The organism is Bradyrhizobium sp. HKCCYLRH3061 (assembly GCF_051168015.1).
Lineage (GTDB): Bacteria > Pseudomonadota > Alphaproteobacteria > Rhizobiales > Xanthobacteraceae > Bradyrhizobium.
This window is the reverse complement of sequence record NZ_JBNPUE010000007.1, coordinates 151,607-164,887: the sequence shown is the minus strand read 5'-3', so window position 1 is coordinate 164,887 and position 13,281 is coordinate 151,607. Positions and strand designations below refer to the sequence as shown.

Sequence of the window (13,281 nt, the reverse complement as noted above, 5' to 3'; positions counted from 1 at the left end):
TCTTTCAAGTTTAAGGTGTGCAGGCCAGCTGTGCCCTTGGGCTAAGCTCCGTTACAAGATCGGGAAACGTGCCCCATTGGACCGTCGCGACATCCGACGGCGAAAGGAACACGAGGCTGTCAGCCGCCATGGTCTCGAATGGTGCGTCGGGGTCGTCGTCGATCAGGTGTCGCCGCCCGGGTCCCGTCGACTGCACCCGGTATCGCGCGCGTCTCCCGGCGGGCACGACTCGCAACAGACGCATGGGTTCGGTTCGTAGCGCGATGTTCACGATCTTGTCCGGGCAAATGCCGGAGGCTTGCCAGTCGGCAAGACTCCAGAGCCGCTCGGTAGATTGCGGATTTCGCATACTGGCTCCGCCGCGCTCCACGTCGGCGACGGACACCACAACTGCCGCTCCCAACATGTAGTAGCCGGCCGCGTCCAGCGTGGATTGGTGAGCTACGACCGCATCGAGGGGACGGGCCAGCGCTGAAATCTGGCGCAGATCTCGTGTCGGACGAGCTTCGGTGGACGCCGCAGCGGCGTTCTTCGGCGTCCTTCCTGCGATCGGCCTCGCGGCGACGGCGGCGTTTCGCCGAGGATCGCTTCGGCAAACGTCGGCGAAGAAAGATCGCGCAAGGCTCCCCCCCGCGATAGCCAAGAACCGCGGACAGAAGGTATCCATAGCGACGTTGAGCCGCGCAGGAGAACCTTCTTCCGACTTCGTGAGAATCAGGGACCTGACGAGCGCGTTCCAAAGAGCGACGCGGTTGGCCTCGAGGTCGCTGCCGACGTCGGTACTGATGTTCTTCTCGGATCCGGTTGCCAAGAAGCCCATAAGGAGATTCGCTTCGTCGGGAGTGAGGGCGGTTCGCGCGTATCGGAGCGGCAAGCGGACATGCTCCGAAAACGGGGGGTAGTTGTTTTGCGCGCCCCCGGTTTCGGGCACGACATCGCCCTTAATAAAGGTCACGAGGTGAACGACGTCGCCATCCTCGGGACTGAGCGCGAATTCACCTTTCCAGCGCTCGTCAGGTACGACATAGGACTCGGGTAATGTCGGCGTCGCGCATCCTAGCAGCGACAACGCGAGGCCAGCAGCCCCTGGCAAGAGACGAAGGCGCCTCATTCCTTCGCCCTCGGCTTACGTCTCCGACCCTTGGCGCCCGCTCTTATGGTACGCGCCGCGGCTTCCAAGGTTGGCGGCCCCGGATCCGGGAACGGAATTCCGTCAGCGAAGAGAGCGAATGTGCGGTCGAGCCGTAGAAGCGGCAAGTTTTTGCCCTTTGGAGCAGTGGGATCCCGCAACCCGTTCACGACCGCGAGCGACTGGGACAAAGTCTCGGCGTACTTGCCTGCAAGTTTTGTGGTCCTGCTGTTCAAGAAGGAGGCGGCCAGAAGCGCCTCCTCCTTCTTCGTCCAAGCGCTGACCTTCGTTGCGCTGAGGCCCGCATTCTCTACGAGCACGGCCGGGGCTTCGCCGGCGACGCCTCCATCGGTGATGTGGGTCGGCCGGAAGACGTGCCAACGCAGGAGCATCGCCACGGTTCGTTCGCTCTTGAACACGTCCTTCAACGTCGTTGCGCCAGGGGGCGCGCCGTCGACGAACGGCGTCGATAGCACGTCGCGGATCCGTTGCCGTGCAAACGGCCAGACCGTCCCCTGCAGGCCAGGCGAGTTTCTGAAGGCGTGTTGGACTCGATAGAAAGAATGCCAGGTGCGCAGCCAGTCGCGTCCGACGAGCGACGGCGTAGTTAGCGCGCCGGCAGTGTCCACAAAGCCAACCTCGGCGCGATAGGTCCGGTCGCTCTTATTGAAGAGTTTTGCAGACCATGGCTTTTGCGAGCCCACTCCGAAGTCCAGAAAAAATTGGTTGAATTCATTGGACAAACGGGTAGCGGCGTAGGCAAGAAAGGCCCCGAACTCGGAGGGGCCGAGGTCTGCAGCCGGGAAGGCCGTGTAATGATACGGGCCGGCCGACAGTACCGAAGTATCCCAAGCGTTGATCCCATCAAATATGCCGCCCGCCTCGACCTGCGCCAGCGCCTTGACCACCCGGAAAGTCGACTGCTTTTCGGGTGACAAATCGGACCACTTTTGGCCAACGACGTGGTCGGCATCGAAAAGCGTTAGCGAATGTGCGAGCGCGCTGAGCGAGCCGTACTGGTAGATCGGTGGAGTCTTAGCCTTTTTCTTGGGCTTGATTACCCGCAGGATGGCCGTCCCCACGGGCACTTTCGGCGGCCTGCCGTTCACAAAGACTTGGCGATCCGTGAAATCGATGGCGAAGACACGCGGCCTGGTGTCCCTCAGTTCATCGTGAAAGCAGAACCCCTGATCCACCACCGTTTGCCATGGGTTTTTCGGATCGCCAGGCGAAATGGCTTGGAAAATGACCGGCGCACGCAGTTGCTTGGAAATCCAGACGTCGATAGCTCTTTTAGTGGAGTCGTCTGCCTCGCCACTCGGATATACCGCCGGCGGCAGACCGGCCTTTGGATCGATTTGGCGGATCTCTACTTGCCGAAGGCGCGACGCGTCGATCCCGCCACCCGTCGGGGAGTCCTGAGCGCCGTATCGACCGCGCGCCGCGATCTGAAACTCGCGCACCAGCATCTTCTGACGCTCTTCCCGCTCAGCCGGCTTCGTACTGCTCGGCAGGCGGAACCAAATTGCGTCAAGCTTGTCTTGTAGTCCTTGATCAAACGCCAAGGCGCAGCCCCCTCGCCAACTGGCCAGCCTTGTTCCCAGCGGACGTGCGTACGCCGAAACTGCTGGCGCAGCGCCCCCAAGTTTAGCGCCGCAAAGCTAGTCTGCACACTTCTACCGAAAATTTCAACTTGCAATTGAGTTTCGGATTTTTCTAATGTGGGGAGCCCTTCTTTGAGCCAGTCGAGGTGGCGTCCGCAGCGATCTCAATCACACCGCGCGAATGCTGTTGCCCGTGAGGTGGCGCGACAAGGCGCAGCATTCGCTCGCATTCGAAGCGGCATGGGCCATCGAATGTTTCGAAGGAATAGCGTGGACCTTCATCTCGTTGATAATTGGAGGAATGAATGAAATCCTGGTCCGGTTTGGCGATTGGAAGCTTGGCGGCTCCCGTTATCGGCATCGTGCTCTTGGCTGTGTTCATCAACAAGAGCGCTATCGCACTCGATTATAGATCTCCCGCATTTACCGCGGGAGTAAACGTTGCCAGTGGCCTCTTCGTGATTGCCTTGTTCATGGAGCGGTCACTCGCCGTACTGAACAACCTGCTGTTTTCGGAGGAGCAGCGTATCGCTGACGCCGCAGTCATGGGTGCGGAAACCGAAGCGGCGTTCGTCGACGCTGCCAAATTGTTGACCGTTGTGACCACGGCAAAGGAAAGGGTGCGATTAGCTGTCGGCTTCGTATTCGGCCTACTGATTAGCGCCGCTGGTCCGAGGACATTGGAGGGCTTGCTAACGCTTGATCTCACTAAGATGAGCGCCAACGATGCGAGCAAACTTACCGAACCACATTTGATGCTTTTCTACGGAGTCGACATAATCCTCACGGCGGGGCTACTCGCAGGAGGCAGTAACGCCATCAATGAAGTCATCGAGATCCTTAGAAACAAAGCAAAAGCCTTGTATTGGCAGGTAGTCCGTGATTTGCGCGAAAACTCACCTAAAGGTTAGCGGTGCCCCCGCGCGAGACCTCCTGCTTCTGGGTCTTCTGGTTCTGGCTCGCGCCCCGACGGAGAAACGATTGAAACACCTCGCGGTGCGGTGCAGATTAGCTCACGGTTTGAACAACCAACCTCTGCGACTTGCGACACTGGTGGTGACCTGACGACTGAGGCGCAAACCTTTCGATCCACACTGGCGTGAGCGTAGACCGACGGCGGCATCGTGATTCGATCCAGAGCGGGCATCGAGAGAGGTCGCCTCCTCGCTCCCCCGATTGAAAATCTTCCCCCGTCATAGCAGTTTGGGCCTCCCTAGCGCCGATCAGACTTACCAACACGACATATGGCGGCACGGTAATCCTTCGGTGAGGACCGCCTTCCGGGCGGCAACCTTGGCTGCGATAGTTTGCTGATTGATTTGCCAGCAAATGAGCGAACGTGAGCAAGGTTGCGGTTCTATCTGGTCCGGAGCGGCGGCGGCGTTGGACGACGGCCGAGAAGCGTCGGATGGTGGAGGAGAGCCTGGCGCCGGGGGCGAGCGTCGTCGAGGTCGCGCGGCGGCATGATGTGCACCCCAATTTGCTGACCGTTTGGCGGCGGCAGGCGCGAACAGGTGCCTTGGGGCGCGCACCGGCATTGCGGCAGGAGGACGAGGTGCAATTTGCGGCCGTCTCGGTTGCGCCGGAACGGCCGGCATGGACGACTCGTGCTGGAACTGGCGGGACGATCGAGATCGCGTTTGCAAACGGAGTGCAGCTTCGGATCACAGGCGCGGTCGACCCCGCGACGTTGGCAGCGGCGGTGGCCGCGCTGTCGGGTGGTCAGGCACGATGATCCCGTTGCCGACCGGGGTACGGGTATGGCTCGCGACCGGCCATACCGACATGAGGAAAGGTTTCGCCAGCCTGGCGCTTCTGGTGCAGGAAGTGCTGAAGCGTGATCCGCTAAGCGGCCATCTGTTCTGCTTCCGGGGCCGGCGCGGCGATCTGTTGAAGGTGATCTGGCATGACGGCCAGGGCGCCTGCCTGTTCACCAAGCGGCTGGAACGGGGCCGGTTCCTGTGGCCGAGCGTGGCCGACGGCGTGGTGACGATCTCTCAGGCGCAACTCGGCTATTTGTTGTCCGGGATCGACTGGCGCAATCCGCAAGAGAGTTGGCGTCCGACGTCGATGGGGTAGGATTTTGCTTGCGGCTGTCGATGGATGTGATTCCATCGTCACGTGATGGATGCCCCTGAATCGCTTCCTGCCGATCTTGCTGCTGCGCATGCGATGATCCTCGCCGAGCGCGCCGCGCGCCTTGAGGCGGAGAGGCTGGCGGCAAGGGCGCAAGCCGCAGCGACGCGTGCCGAAGCCAAAGCCATCGTCGCCCAAGCCGACGCCGCCAATGCAAGAGCGGACCTGTCGAGCACGGAAGCGCTGATCAGCAACTACAAGCTCGAGATCGAGAAGCTGCGGCGCCAGCTTTATGGCACCCGCTCGGAACGCACGGCGCGCCTGCTGGAGCAGATGGAGCTTCAGCTCGAAGAGCTGGAAGCATCGGCCACCGAGGATGAACTGGCGGCCGAGCGGACGGCGGCGCGATCGCAGACCGTCCCCTCGTTCCATCGCAAGCGGCCATCGCGCAAACCGTTCCCCGACCACCTGCCGCGCGAGCGCGTAGTGATCCCGGCGCCGACGTGCTGCCCCTGCTGTGGCGCGGACCGGCTGTCGAAGCTTGGCGAGGACATCACGGAGACGCTGGAGGTGATTCCGCGGCAGTGGAAGGTGATCCAGACCGTGCGCGAGAAGTTCTCCTGCCGGGCCTGCGAGACGATCGCCCAGCCGCCGGCGCCGTTCCATGCGATACCACGCGGCTTCGCCGGTCCGAACCTGCTGGCGATGATCCTGTTCGAGAAGTTCGGCCAGCATCAGCCCCTGAACCGGCAGAGCGAGCGCTATGCGCGGGAAGGCGTCGATCTCAGCCTGTCGACGCTGGCCGACCTGGTCGGAGCCTGCACGACCGTGCTGCAGCCGCTGCATGCGCTGATCGAGGCGCATGTGCTCGGTGCTGAGCGCCTGCACGGCGACGACACAAATGTGCCGATCCTGGCGAAGGGCAAGACGATCAAGGGACACATCTGGACCTATGTCCGCGACGACCGTCCCTTTGGTGGCCGGGCGCCACCGGCGGCGCTCTATTACGCCTCCCGCGACCGGCGGGGCGAACATCCGGTGCGGCATCTGAAAGCCTTCAGCGGTATCCTGCAGGCAGATGCCTATGGCGGCTACAACGCGTTGTACGATCCCTCGCGCGCGGGGGGCCCGATCAAATCGGCGCTGTGTTGGGCGCATGCCAGGCGGCAGTTCTTCGAGCTGGCGGACATCGCCGCCAATGCAAGACGAGGCAAGAATGCAGGAGCGATCTCGCCGATCGCGCTGGAGGCAGTCAAACGCATCGATGCCTTGTTCGAGATCGAGCGTGGCATCAACGGCGTTGCCGCGGCGGAGCGGCTGCGCATCCGCAAGGAGCAAGGCGCGCCGCTCCTTAAGGCGCTGGAAGCCTGGCTGCGCGAGCAACGTGGCCGGCTGTCGCGCTCGGCCTCGGTTGCCGAGCCGATCGACTATATGCTCAAGCGATGGGATCGGTTCGCGCGCTTCATCGACGACGGCAGGATCTGCCTGACCAACAACGCCGCCGAACGAGCCCTGCGCGGCTTTGCCCTTGGCCGCAAGTCCTGGCTGTTCGCCGGCTCCGATCGCGGGGCCGATCGTGCCGCGGTCATGGCGACCTTGGTCATGACCTGCCTATGCCGAGCGCGGCATAGGGCTGTTTATGCCGCCCGCCGAACTATGCCGAGTCGCGTCGTTTTCCCCAGATTTCTGGCTGACCGGCGTTTGGTCGGTTCGGCATAGTTCGTTCTGTGCCTCCGCTTTCAACAGCGGAGAACAGGAAGATGGAAGCTGAAGAGTACTTGGGCAGAAGCCGGCTGTACCGGCGTCTTAGAAGCGGGCCGCACGGACGGCTCGTCGAGTGCTACGCCGTTCGTCTTGTCGAAGAGAGGCTCGTTCGGCACGGTGCGTGGCGTTGCCTCAACGTAGTTAGCGGGCTCCTGGGTTGGATCGCAGGCCGTCGCTACAAGCTGGCCGATCTCGATGAGCAGGTCGTTGAGCGGTACCTCCGACATCGAGGCGGGAGGCAGTCCATCCAACCCGGTGACCGGGCCGCGCTCAAGCGATGGCTGTCGGTGCTGCGCGAGGACGGCGCGATCGCGCCGTTGGTGCTGCCGCCTCTCACTCCACACGAACGGATCTTCAAGCAGTTCGATGCCTACCTGCGATCAGAGCGCGGCTTGGCCCCGAGGTCCATCGTCCGCCATCTCCCGGTCATCCGCAGGTTCCTGCACGAGGTGTGCTCCGGCGGCGCCGCTGCCCTGCGCAAGATCAGCCAACAGGACGTGATCCGCTACATTGAACGCCACGCCCAGGATTGGAGTCCGGGAACAGGCAAGGCGATGTGCTGGTCGTTACGCGCCTTTCTTCGTTACCTCCACCATCGGGGGCTGAACGTGCGCCCGTTGGCGGATTGCGTTCCATCGATGCGACGATGGAAGCTCGCAACTCTGCCGACCTATCTGCCTGCCGCTCAGGTGCGGAAGGCTCTCGACGGTTGCGACCGAGAGACGGTGATGGGACGGCGCGACTACGCTATTCTGTTGTTGCTGGCCAAGCTCGGCCTGCGGGCTGACGAGGTCGCGACGCTCACCCTTGATGATATCGACTGGCGCGCCAGCGAGATACTCGTTCGCGCCAAGGGCCGACAGCGTGCACGGATGCCGATACCGCCAGACGTTGGCGCGGCCATCGTTGCATATCTGCGCAATGGCCGCCCAAAGTCGTCATGCCGACGGTTGTTCGTCCGCACACTCGCGCCCCACGTCGGCTTTGCTTCCGGATGTGCCATCACCATGATCGCCAAGGCCACTCTCGATCGCGTTGGGATCGAAGGTTGCGCACACCGCGGCGCCCATATCTTCCGACACAGTCTCGCTACCGAGCTTCTCCGATCTGGCGCGACCTTGTCGGAGATCGGACAGTTGCTGCGGCACGAGAACCACGACACCACCCGGATTTACGCGAAGGTCGACATCGACGCGCTGAGAACATTGAGCCTGCCCTGGCCGGGAGGCGCGCAATGACCAATCTGCGCTCCGCACTCGATAACTACCTGAGCATGCGCAAGGGGTTGGGATACAAGTACGAGCACCAGACCCGTCGGCTCGCCGACTTCGTCGCCTTCATGGAGAAGCGCAAAGCCAGGATCATCACGACGAAGCTGGCCATGGAATGGGCAACGCTGCCGCCCGATCGTCATGCATCCTGGGCGCTGCGATTGAGCGACGTGCGCGGGTTGGCGCGCCATGTCGCCAACTTCGATCCGAGAACGGAGGTGCCGCCTGTCGGCATGCTGCCGGGATGGAAGCGTGCCAAGCCCTATGTCTACAGCGACGCGGAGATCGATGCGTTGCTGAAGGCAGCGCTGGCTCTGCCGCCAGTTGGCGGGCTGCGCCGATGGACCTACCATACCCTGTTCGGGCTGATCGCGGTGACGGGCATGCGTATATCCGAGGCGATGGGCCTGGAGCGTGATGACGTCGACCTCGACGCCGGCGTGCTGACGGTCCGGTTGACCAAGTTCGGCAAGTCGCGGTTCGTGCCATTGCATCCGACGACAAGAACCGCGTTGCGCGATTACGCCCACCGGCGCGACGCGATGCTCGGATCACGCTGCGGCTCGACCTTCTTCGTTGCCGAACAGGGGGGCCGCTTGCTGCACCAGTACGTTCATCGCGTCTTCTGGCGATTGTCCCGAGAGATCGGGCTGCGGCGCCCAGGTGATCGTACCGGGCCACGCGTGCACGACTTCCGTCATCGCTTCGCCATCCGGACGCTGCTCGACTGGTATCGCGAAGGCAAGGACATCGAGCAACAACTCCCAGTGCTCTCTACTTACCTCGGCCACGCCTGCGTGCGCGATACCTACTGGTATCTCTCTGCCTGCCCTGAGTTGATGGAAGAAGCGGCGCGGCGTCTCGATCGGCGATGGGAGGTGACGTCATGAAGCCCGCCTGCAACGTCGCCACGTTGATCGAGCGCTTCTTCACCGAGCGCCTCATGCGCCAGCGCAATGTTAGCGGCAACACGATCGCCTCCTACAGAGATACGTTCCGGCTGCTGTTCATGTTCGCACAGGTGCGGCTGCGGAAGTCCCCATCGGCCCTGACGCTCGCCGATCTGGATGCAACGTTCATCGGCGCGTTCCTCACCGATCTCGAGGTAAAGCGCGGCGCCAGCGCAAAGACGCGTAACCTGCGTCTGACGGCCATCAGATCCTTCTTCAGGTTCGTGTCCTTCGAGGAACCGGCACACAGTGCGCTGATCCAGCGCGTGCTCGCCATACCGAGCAAGCGCCATGACAAGCGACAGGTGCACTTCCTGACGCGCTCCGAGATCGAGGCCGTTCTCGCCGCACCCGATCGAACGACGTGGCTTGGCCGCCGCGATCACACCTTGCTGCTGGTCGCGGTCCAGACGGGCTTGCGCCTCTCAGAGCTGACTGGCCTTGACCGGGATGCCGTCCACCTCGGGTCTGGTGCACACGTACGATGCGTCGGTAAAGGGCGGAAGGAGCGGACCACTCCGCTGACCACACTCGCTCGGTGTGCGCTCCAGGCATGGCTCAAGGAACCGCTGCGGAAAGGAGCAACAGCGTTGTTCCCGAACGTGCACGGGGGCCGGCTCAGTGCCGACAGCGTCCAATCGCTGCTGGGAAAGCATGTTCGTGTCGCTCACAAGAGCTGCCCGTCCTTGAGGGCCAAGAGCGTGTCGCCGCACGTGCTGAGGCACAGCGCTGCGATGGAACTGCTGCAAGCCGGCGTCGACTGTTCCGTGATCGCGCTGTGGCTCGGTCATGAATCGGTCGAGACGACGCAAACCTACCTGCACGCCCACCTCGCCCTCAAGGAAGCTGCTCTGGCGAAGCTCAAGCCGTACGAGCGTGGCAAGCGTACCCGCTTCCAGCCGAACGACCGCCTACTCGCCTTCCTCGAGACGCTCTGAACGACCAGACTATGCCGAATGGAATGGGGCTGCCTTGCACGCGATCGACGGTGCCAGCGTGACAACGGCTTGCCAAACCAAATCCGTTCGGCATAGTTCGGCGGGCGGCATAAACCTGCCTATGCCGAGCGCGGCATAGGGCGGAGACGATCAGGCTGTACATCGCAGCTGCACGCCGGCCGCCGCGATCGGAACCGCAGAAGAGCCAGGATTTTCGGCCGAGGGCGATGCCTCTCAACCCTCGTTCGGCAGCATTGTTGGAGAGGCACACGCGTCCATCATCGAGAAACAGCGTGAAGCTCGGCCATCGCTTCAGCATGTAGTTGAACGCCTTGGCCAAATCGTGCCCGCGGGCAAGCTTGGCGAGTTGCTCCTGCATGTAGAGCCGAAGCGCCTCGGTCAAAGGCCGGCTGAGCGTCCGCCGAACGTCGAGACGCTCCTGTGCGCTTTTGCCATTGATGGAGCGTTCGATCTCGAACAACGCATCAATCCGGCGCACGACCTCGATTGCGATCGGAGACAGCGGGATCTCCTTGTTGCCCGCAGCCTTGCGCCGCGCATTCTCCTCAACATCGGCCATGGCAAAGAACGGACGCCGCGCATGTGCCCAGCAGGCAGCCTCCCGGATCGGTCCGGGGCTGCGTCCCGCCAGATAGAGCTGGTTGTAACCGTCATAGGCGTCGGCCTGCAGAATGCCGGCATACCGCGCCAGATGCGCCTGCGGATGTTCGCCCTTGCGGTCGGGCGAGTAGTAGAACATCGCGGCTGGCGGGCCGGCGCCGCCAAACGGCCGGTCGTCCCGGACATAGATCCAGCACCGCCCCGTGTCGGTCTTTCCCTTGGCCAGCACCGGCACGGTCGTGTCATCGGCATGAAGCCGTTCGGCCGCCATGACATGAGCTTCGACCAGACGCAGCAGCGGTTCCAGCGACGCACAGACCGATCCCACGGCATCCGCCATGGTCGAGAGCGCGATCGGCACGCCCTCCAGGGCGTAACGTTCGGCCTGACGGTTCAACGGCTGATGCTGGCCGAACTTCTCGAACATGATCATCGACAGCAGGCTCGGACCAGCCCATCCGCGGGCCACGGCGTGGAACGGCGCCGGCGCCTGGCTGATCTTCTCGCAGTCACGGCAGGAGAACTTCTCCCGCACCGTCTCGACCACCTTCCATTGGCGCGGCACCACGTCCAGCGTCCGCGTCACGTCCTCGCCGAGCTTGCGCAGGCGATTGCTGCCACAGCATTCGCAAGCCGTCGGCGGCTCGATCACCACCCGCTCGCGGGGCAGATGCTCGGGGAAGGTCTGTCGCTCGGCGCGTTTGCGGACGAACCCGCGGACCGTCGTGGTTCTCACCACGGCACGTTCCGCCGCGAGCTCGTCCTCAGTGGCGTTCGCTTCCAGTTCTTCGAACGTCAGCGCCAGCTGCTCGAGCAGTCGTGACGAACGCTCCGAGCGCTGTCCATAAATCTGATGCTTCAGCTTGGCGATCTGCAGCTTCTGGGAGGCGATCAGTGCCTCGTCTTCCGACGCCTTGGCCCGGGCGACCGCGAGCTCGGCGGCGACCGCCAGTCCCTTCGCGCGTTCGGCCGCCAGCGCCTCTTTCAGGGCGTCAACGTCATCCGATCCGGCGCCGCGATCAGCATTCATGCGGCGCAGTGAATCACAGATCGGCCGCGTTGGAACTCCCAAAATACCGGAAGCCGCAACTTTCTCGGCTCAGCCGGCGCTCCGCGGCCGCCAGGTCAGTTGTGGATTCCTCCAGTCGATTGCTTCGAGCATATAGGCCATCTGCGCCGCCGAGATCGACACCGCTCCATCGGACACCGAGGGCCAGATGAACTTTCCACGGTCGAGGCGCTTGGCGTAGAGCGACAGACCGATGCCGTCATGCCACAGGATCTTGACCAGATCCCCGCGCCGGCCGCGGAAGATGTAGAGATCGCCGGCGTGAGGATCGCGCTTCAAGCTCTCCTGCACCGTCAACGCAAGGCTCTGCATGCCACGGCGCATGTCCGTGTGTCCGGTCGCGATCCAGACCTTGACCCCGCTCGGGATCGGAATCATCGCCGCCTCAACAGGTCGAGAATCCGCTGCAGCGCCTCGGTGTCGACGTCACGATCCACGCGCACGCAGCAGCCGCCGAGTTCGATCTCGATCGTTCCGGCCCTGATACGCGGTGACGCAGACAACGATGGCAGTGGTGGCGCTCCCGTCGATGCCGCAGCACGCGAAGACGTGATCTCGACAGGAACGAGCGCCGGCCCGGCATCACCGCCGAGACGGCCCTGGCGTGCCTGCCGACGCCACGTGAACAACAGGCTCTGCGCGACTCCATGCCGCCGGGCAACGCCGCAGACCGTTTCCCCGGACTGCATCGTCTCCTCGATGAGACGAACCTTCTCCTCATAGCTCCACCGGCGCCGACGTTCGGTGCCCAGTACTTCCATCTGCATCGCCACATGACCTCAAGGCTAGACTTAAGGTCAGATCCTTAGACCGCTGGCCAAGCCGGACAAGGCGGCCTCCGCCGGAGCGATACACTCTTTGCGAGCATTTCGCACTTTGAGCATCGACGCCGTGAGGTGGTGCGAATAACTAGCTCTAAGCGAACGATACGGATCGGCGCCCAAGTGCTCTCAGGACGAAAGGACCGCGACCATTGCGTCATTCGGAGGACCTCAAGACGGGTACCGACCCTGGACGGATAACTCATGACTGGAAAAGGTGCAGCCGCATCGAATGGTGCGGCCGCCATGTCCCCGAAACCCGCTCTTCACGAACCGTGCTACAAGTCGATATCGTAGCTGATGCTCGTCTGGTTTTTCTTGGAGCGGATCTTACGGATCACGATGCGGCCAATCTCGCGGGTCTCCGCGACGTGGGTCCCACAGCATGGGCGGCCCGGGCCGTCGTTGACGAAGACGATGCGGACCGGCTCGCCGGCTGGCACGTAGTCCGGTACGAAGCCGATCAGACGCATCGCTTCCGCACGATCGATGACCTCCGCAATGCGGACCTGATCGTTTCGGCGCAGAAGACGGTCGACCTCCACATTCAGTCCGTCGTGCAGTCTCTGCCGCTGGTCCTCCGTCAACGCCACGTCGTACACGATGCGCGACTGCTGAGGATAGTGGCTTGCGCCGGACACCTGCCAATCGTGTCCGAGCTTGCGGACGGCGCTGCAAAGCAGTTCGCCGGCCGAATGCAAACGGCTGTGCAGCATACGGCGGTCGCGGTCTACTAACATCACGATATCGCCTCCTTGGGTAAACGACCCGCGGATTGAAGAGGCGAGATGTTCAACTGCATCGCTGGTGATTGTGACTCGCTCGACTACCGCTTCCGCCGAGCCGTCTTTGGATCGGACGGTACCGATATCGGACGGCTGGCCGCCCGATGCCGGGTAGAAGACAGTCTTGTCTGCAATGAAAGCGAAATGGCCTTCGCCGAGATCGCGTAGCGAGATGATCTTCGCGCGCTGCTCAACCGGTGCGGGATGGAGCAGGTAGAGAGGTATCGTTCTTGCAGGCATGGTTCACTCCTTG

The 13,281-nt window shown here is 62.8% G+C and carries 11 protein-coding genes and 2 pseudogenes; 7 read left to right on the top strand and 6 right to left on the bottom strand.

From position 1 onward, the window contains the following. Positions 1 to 10 precede the first annotated feature (10 nt). The gene (locus ACQR2C_RS14500; protein ID WP_434881442.1) at positions 11 to 1,111 is read right to left on the bottom strand and encodes a hypothetical protein; all 1,101 of its coding nucleotides are present in this window, start codon (positions 1,109 to 1,111) and stop codon (positions 11 to 13) included. Continuing rightward, entirely contained in the window at positions 1,108 to 2,598 is a 1,491-nt protein-coding gene (locus ACQR2C_RS14495) for a hypothetical protein (RefSeq protein WP_434881441.1), read from the bottom strand. The genes ACQR2C_RS14500 and ACQR2C_RS14495 overlap by 4 nt, the downstream gene beginning before the upstream one ends. A gap of 440 nt (positions 2,599 to 3,038) precedes the next feature. Here ACQR2C_RS14495 and ACQR2C_RS14490 point away from each other — a divergent pair, with 440 nt between their 5' ends. The 7 genes and pseudogenes from ACQR2C_RS14490 (at position 3,039) to ACQR2C_RS14460 (ending at position 9,732) form a co-directional block, all read left to right on the top strand. Then, positions 3,039 to 3,644, top strand: a complete 606-nt coding sequence (locus ACQR2C_RS14490; RefSeq protein ID WP_434881440.1) for a hypothetical protein — start codon at positions 3,039 to 3,041, stop codon at positions 3,642 to 3,644. A gap of 428 nt (positions 3,645 to 4,072) precedes the next feature. Next, positions 4,073 to 4,468: an IS66-like element accessory protein TnpA gene (gene tnpA, locus ACQR2C_RS14485; RefSeq protein ID WP_434881439.1), complete on the top strand. Its 396-nt coding sequence runs from the start codon at positions 4,073 to 4,075 to the stop codon at positions 4,466 to 4,468. Next, positions 4,465 to 4,812: an IS66 family insertion sequence element accessory protein TnpB gene (tnpB, locus tag ACQR2C_RS14480; RefSeq protein ID WP_434881438.1), complete on the top strand. Its 348-nt coding sequence runs from the start codon at positions 4,465 to 4,467 to the stop codon at positions 4,810 to 4,812. Before tnpA (ACQR2C_RS14485) ends, tnpB (ACQR2C_RS14480) begins: the two co-directional genes overlap by 4 nt. 93 nt (positions 4,813 to 4,905) lie before the next feature. After that, positions 4,906 to 6,417, top strand: a pseudogene (tnpC, locus tag ACQR2C_RS14475) (IS66 family transposase); the annotation flags it as partial. Between the two features lie 152 nt (positions 6,418 to 6,569). After that, complete coding sequence (locus tag ACQR2C_RS14470; RefSeq protein ID WP_434881437.1) at positions 6,570 to 7,811, top strand: tyrosine-type recombinase/integrase; 1,242 nt, start codon at positions 6,570 to 6,572, stop codon at positions 7,809 to 7,811. Next, positions 7,808 to 8,734 carry a tyrosine-type recombinase/integrase gene (locus tag ACQR2C_RS14465; protein WP_434881436.1) on the top strand — a complete coding sequence of 309 codons (927 nt, stop codon included), beginning with the start codon at positions 7,808 to 7,810 and terminating at the stop codon, positions 8,732 to 8,734. Before ACQR2C_RS14470 ends, ACQR2C_RS14465 begins: the two co-directional genes overlap by 4 nt. After that, positions 8,731 to 9,732 carry a tyrosine-type recombinase/integrase gene (locus ACQR2C_RS14460; protein ID WP_434881435.1) on the top strand — a complete coding sequence of 334 codons (1,002 nt, stop codon included), beginning with the start codon at positions 8,731 to 8,733 and terminating at the stop codon, positions 9,730 to 9,732. The genes ACQR2C_RS14465 and ACQR2C_RS14460 overlap by 4 nt, the downstream gene beginning before the upstream one ends. 103 nt (positions 9,733 to 9,835) lie before the next feature. Here ACQR2C_RS14460 and tnpC (ACQR2C_RS14455) read toward each other — a convergent pair. The 4 genes and pseudogenes from tnpC (ACQR2C_RS14455) to ACQR2C_RS14440 all read right to left on the bottom strand — a co-directional run. Beyond that, positions 9,836 to 11,383, bottom strand: a pseudogene (gene tnpC / locus ACQR2C_RS14455) (IS66 family transposase); the annotation flags it as partial. A 69-nt stretch (positions 11,384 to 11,452) separates the two neighbouring features. After that, positions 11,453 to 11,800 (bottom strand): IS66 family insertion sequence element accessory protein TnpB, encoded by a 348-nt coding sequence (gene tnpB / locus ACQR2C_RS14450; protein ID WP_434881434.1) that lies wholly within the window; start codon positions 11,798 to 11,800, stop codon positions 11,453 to 11,455. Further along, positions 11,797 to 12,189 carry an IS66-like element accessory protein TnpA gene (gene tnpA, locus ACQR2C_RS14445; RefSeq protein WP_434881500.1) on the bottom strand — a complete coding sequence of 131 codons (393 nt, stop codon included), beginning with the start codon at positions 12,187 to 12,189 and terminating at the stop codon, positions 11,797 to 11,799. The genes tnpB (ACQR2C_RS14450) and tnpA (ACQR2C_RS14445) overlap by 4 nt, the downstream gene beginning before the upstream one ends. Before the next feature lie 332 nt (positions 12,190 to 12,521). Continuing rightward, the gene (locus ACQR2C_RS14440; RefSeq protein WP_434881433.1) at positions 12,522 to 13,268 is read right to left on the bottom strand and encodes an alanine--tRNA ligase-related protein; all 747 of its coding nucleotides are present in this window, start codon (positions 13,266 to 13,268) and stop codon (positions 12,522 to 12,524) included. Between the last annotated feature and the right edge of the window lie 13 nt (positions 13,269 to 13,281).

Coding starts and splice junctions, on each gene's coding strand:
- ACQR2C_RS14500 (WP_434881442.1), bottom strand. CDS start 1,111: ATGAGGCGCCTTCGTCTCTTGCCAGGGGCTGCTGGCCTCGCGTTGTCG.
- ACQR2C_RS14495 (WP_434881441.1), bottom strand. CDS start 2,598: ATGCTGGTGCGCGAGTTTCAGATCGCGGCGCGCGGTCGATACGGCGCT.
- ACQR2C_RS14490 (WP_434881440.1), top strand. CDS start 3,039: ATGAAATCCTGGTCCGGTTTGGCGATTGGAAGCTTGGCGGCTCCCGTT.
- tnpB (WP_434881438.1), top strand. CDS start 4,465: ATGATCCCGTTGCCGACCGGGGTACGGGTATGGCTCGCGACCGGCCAT.
- ACQR2C_RS14470 (WP_434881437.1), top strand. CDS start 6,570: ATGGAAGCTGAAGAGTACTTGGGCAGAAGCCGGCTGTACCGGCGTCTT.
- ACQR2C_RS14465 (WP_434881436.1), top strand. CDS start 7,808: ATGACCAATCTGCGCTCCGCACTCGATAACTACCTGAGCATGCGCAAG.
- ACQR2C_RS14460 (WP_434881435.1), top strand. CDS start 8,731: ATGAAGCCCGCCTGCAACGTCGCCACGTTGATCGAGCGCTTCTTCACC.
- tnpB (WP_434881434.1), bottom strand. CDS start 11,800: ATGATTCCGATCCCGAGCGGGGTCAAGGTCTGGATCGCGACCGGACAC.
- tnpA (WP_434881500.1), bottom strand. CDS start 12,189: ATGCAGATGGAAGTACTGGGCACCGAACGTCGGCGCCGGTGGAGCTAT.
- ACQR2C_RS14440 (WP_434881433.1), bottom strand. CDS start 13,268: ATGCCTGCAAGAACGATACCTCTCTACCTGCTCCATCCCGCACCGGTT.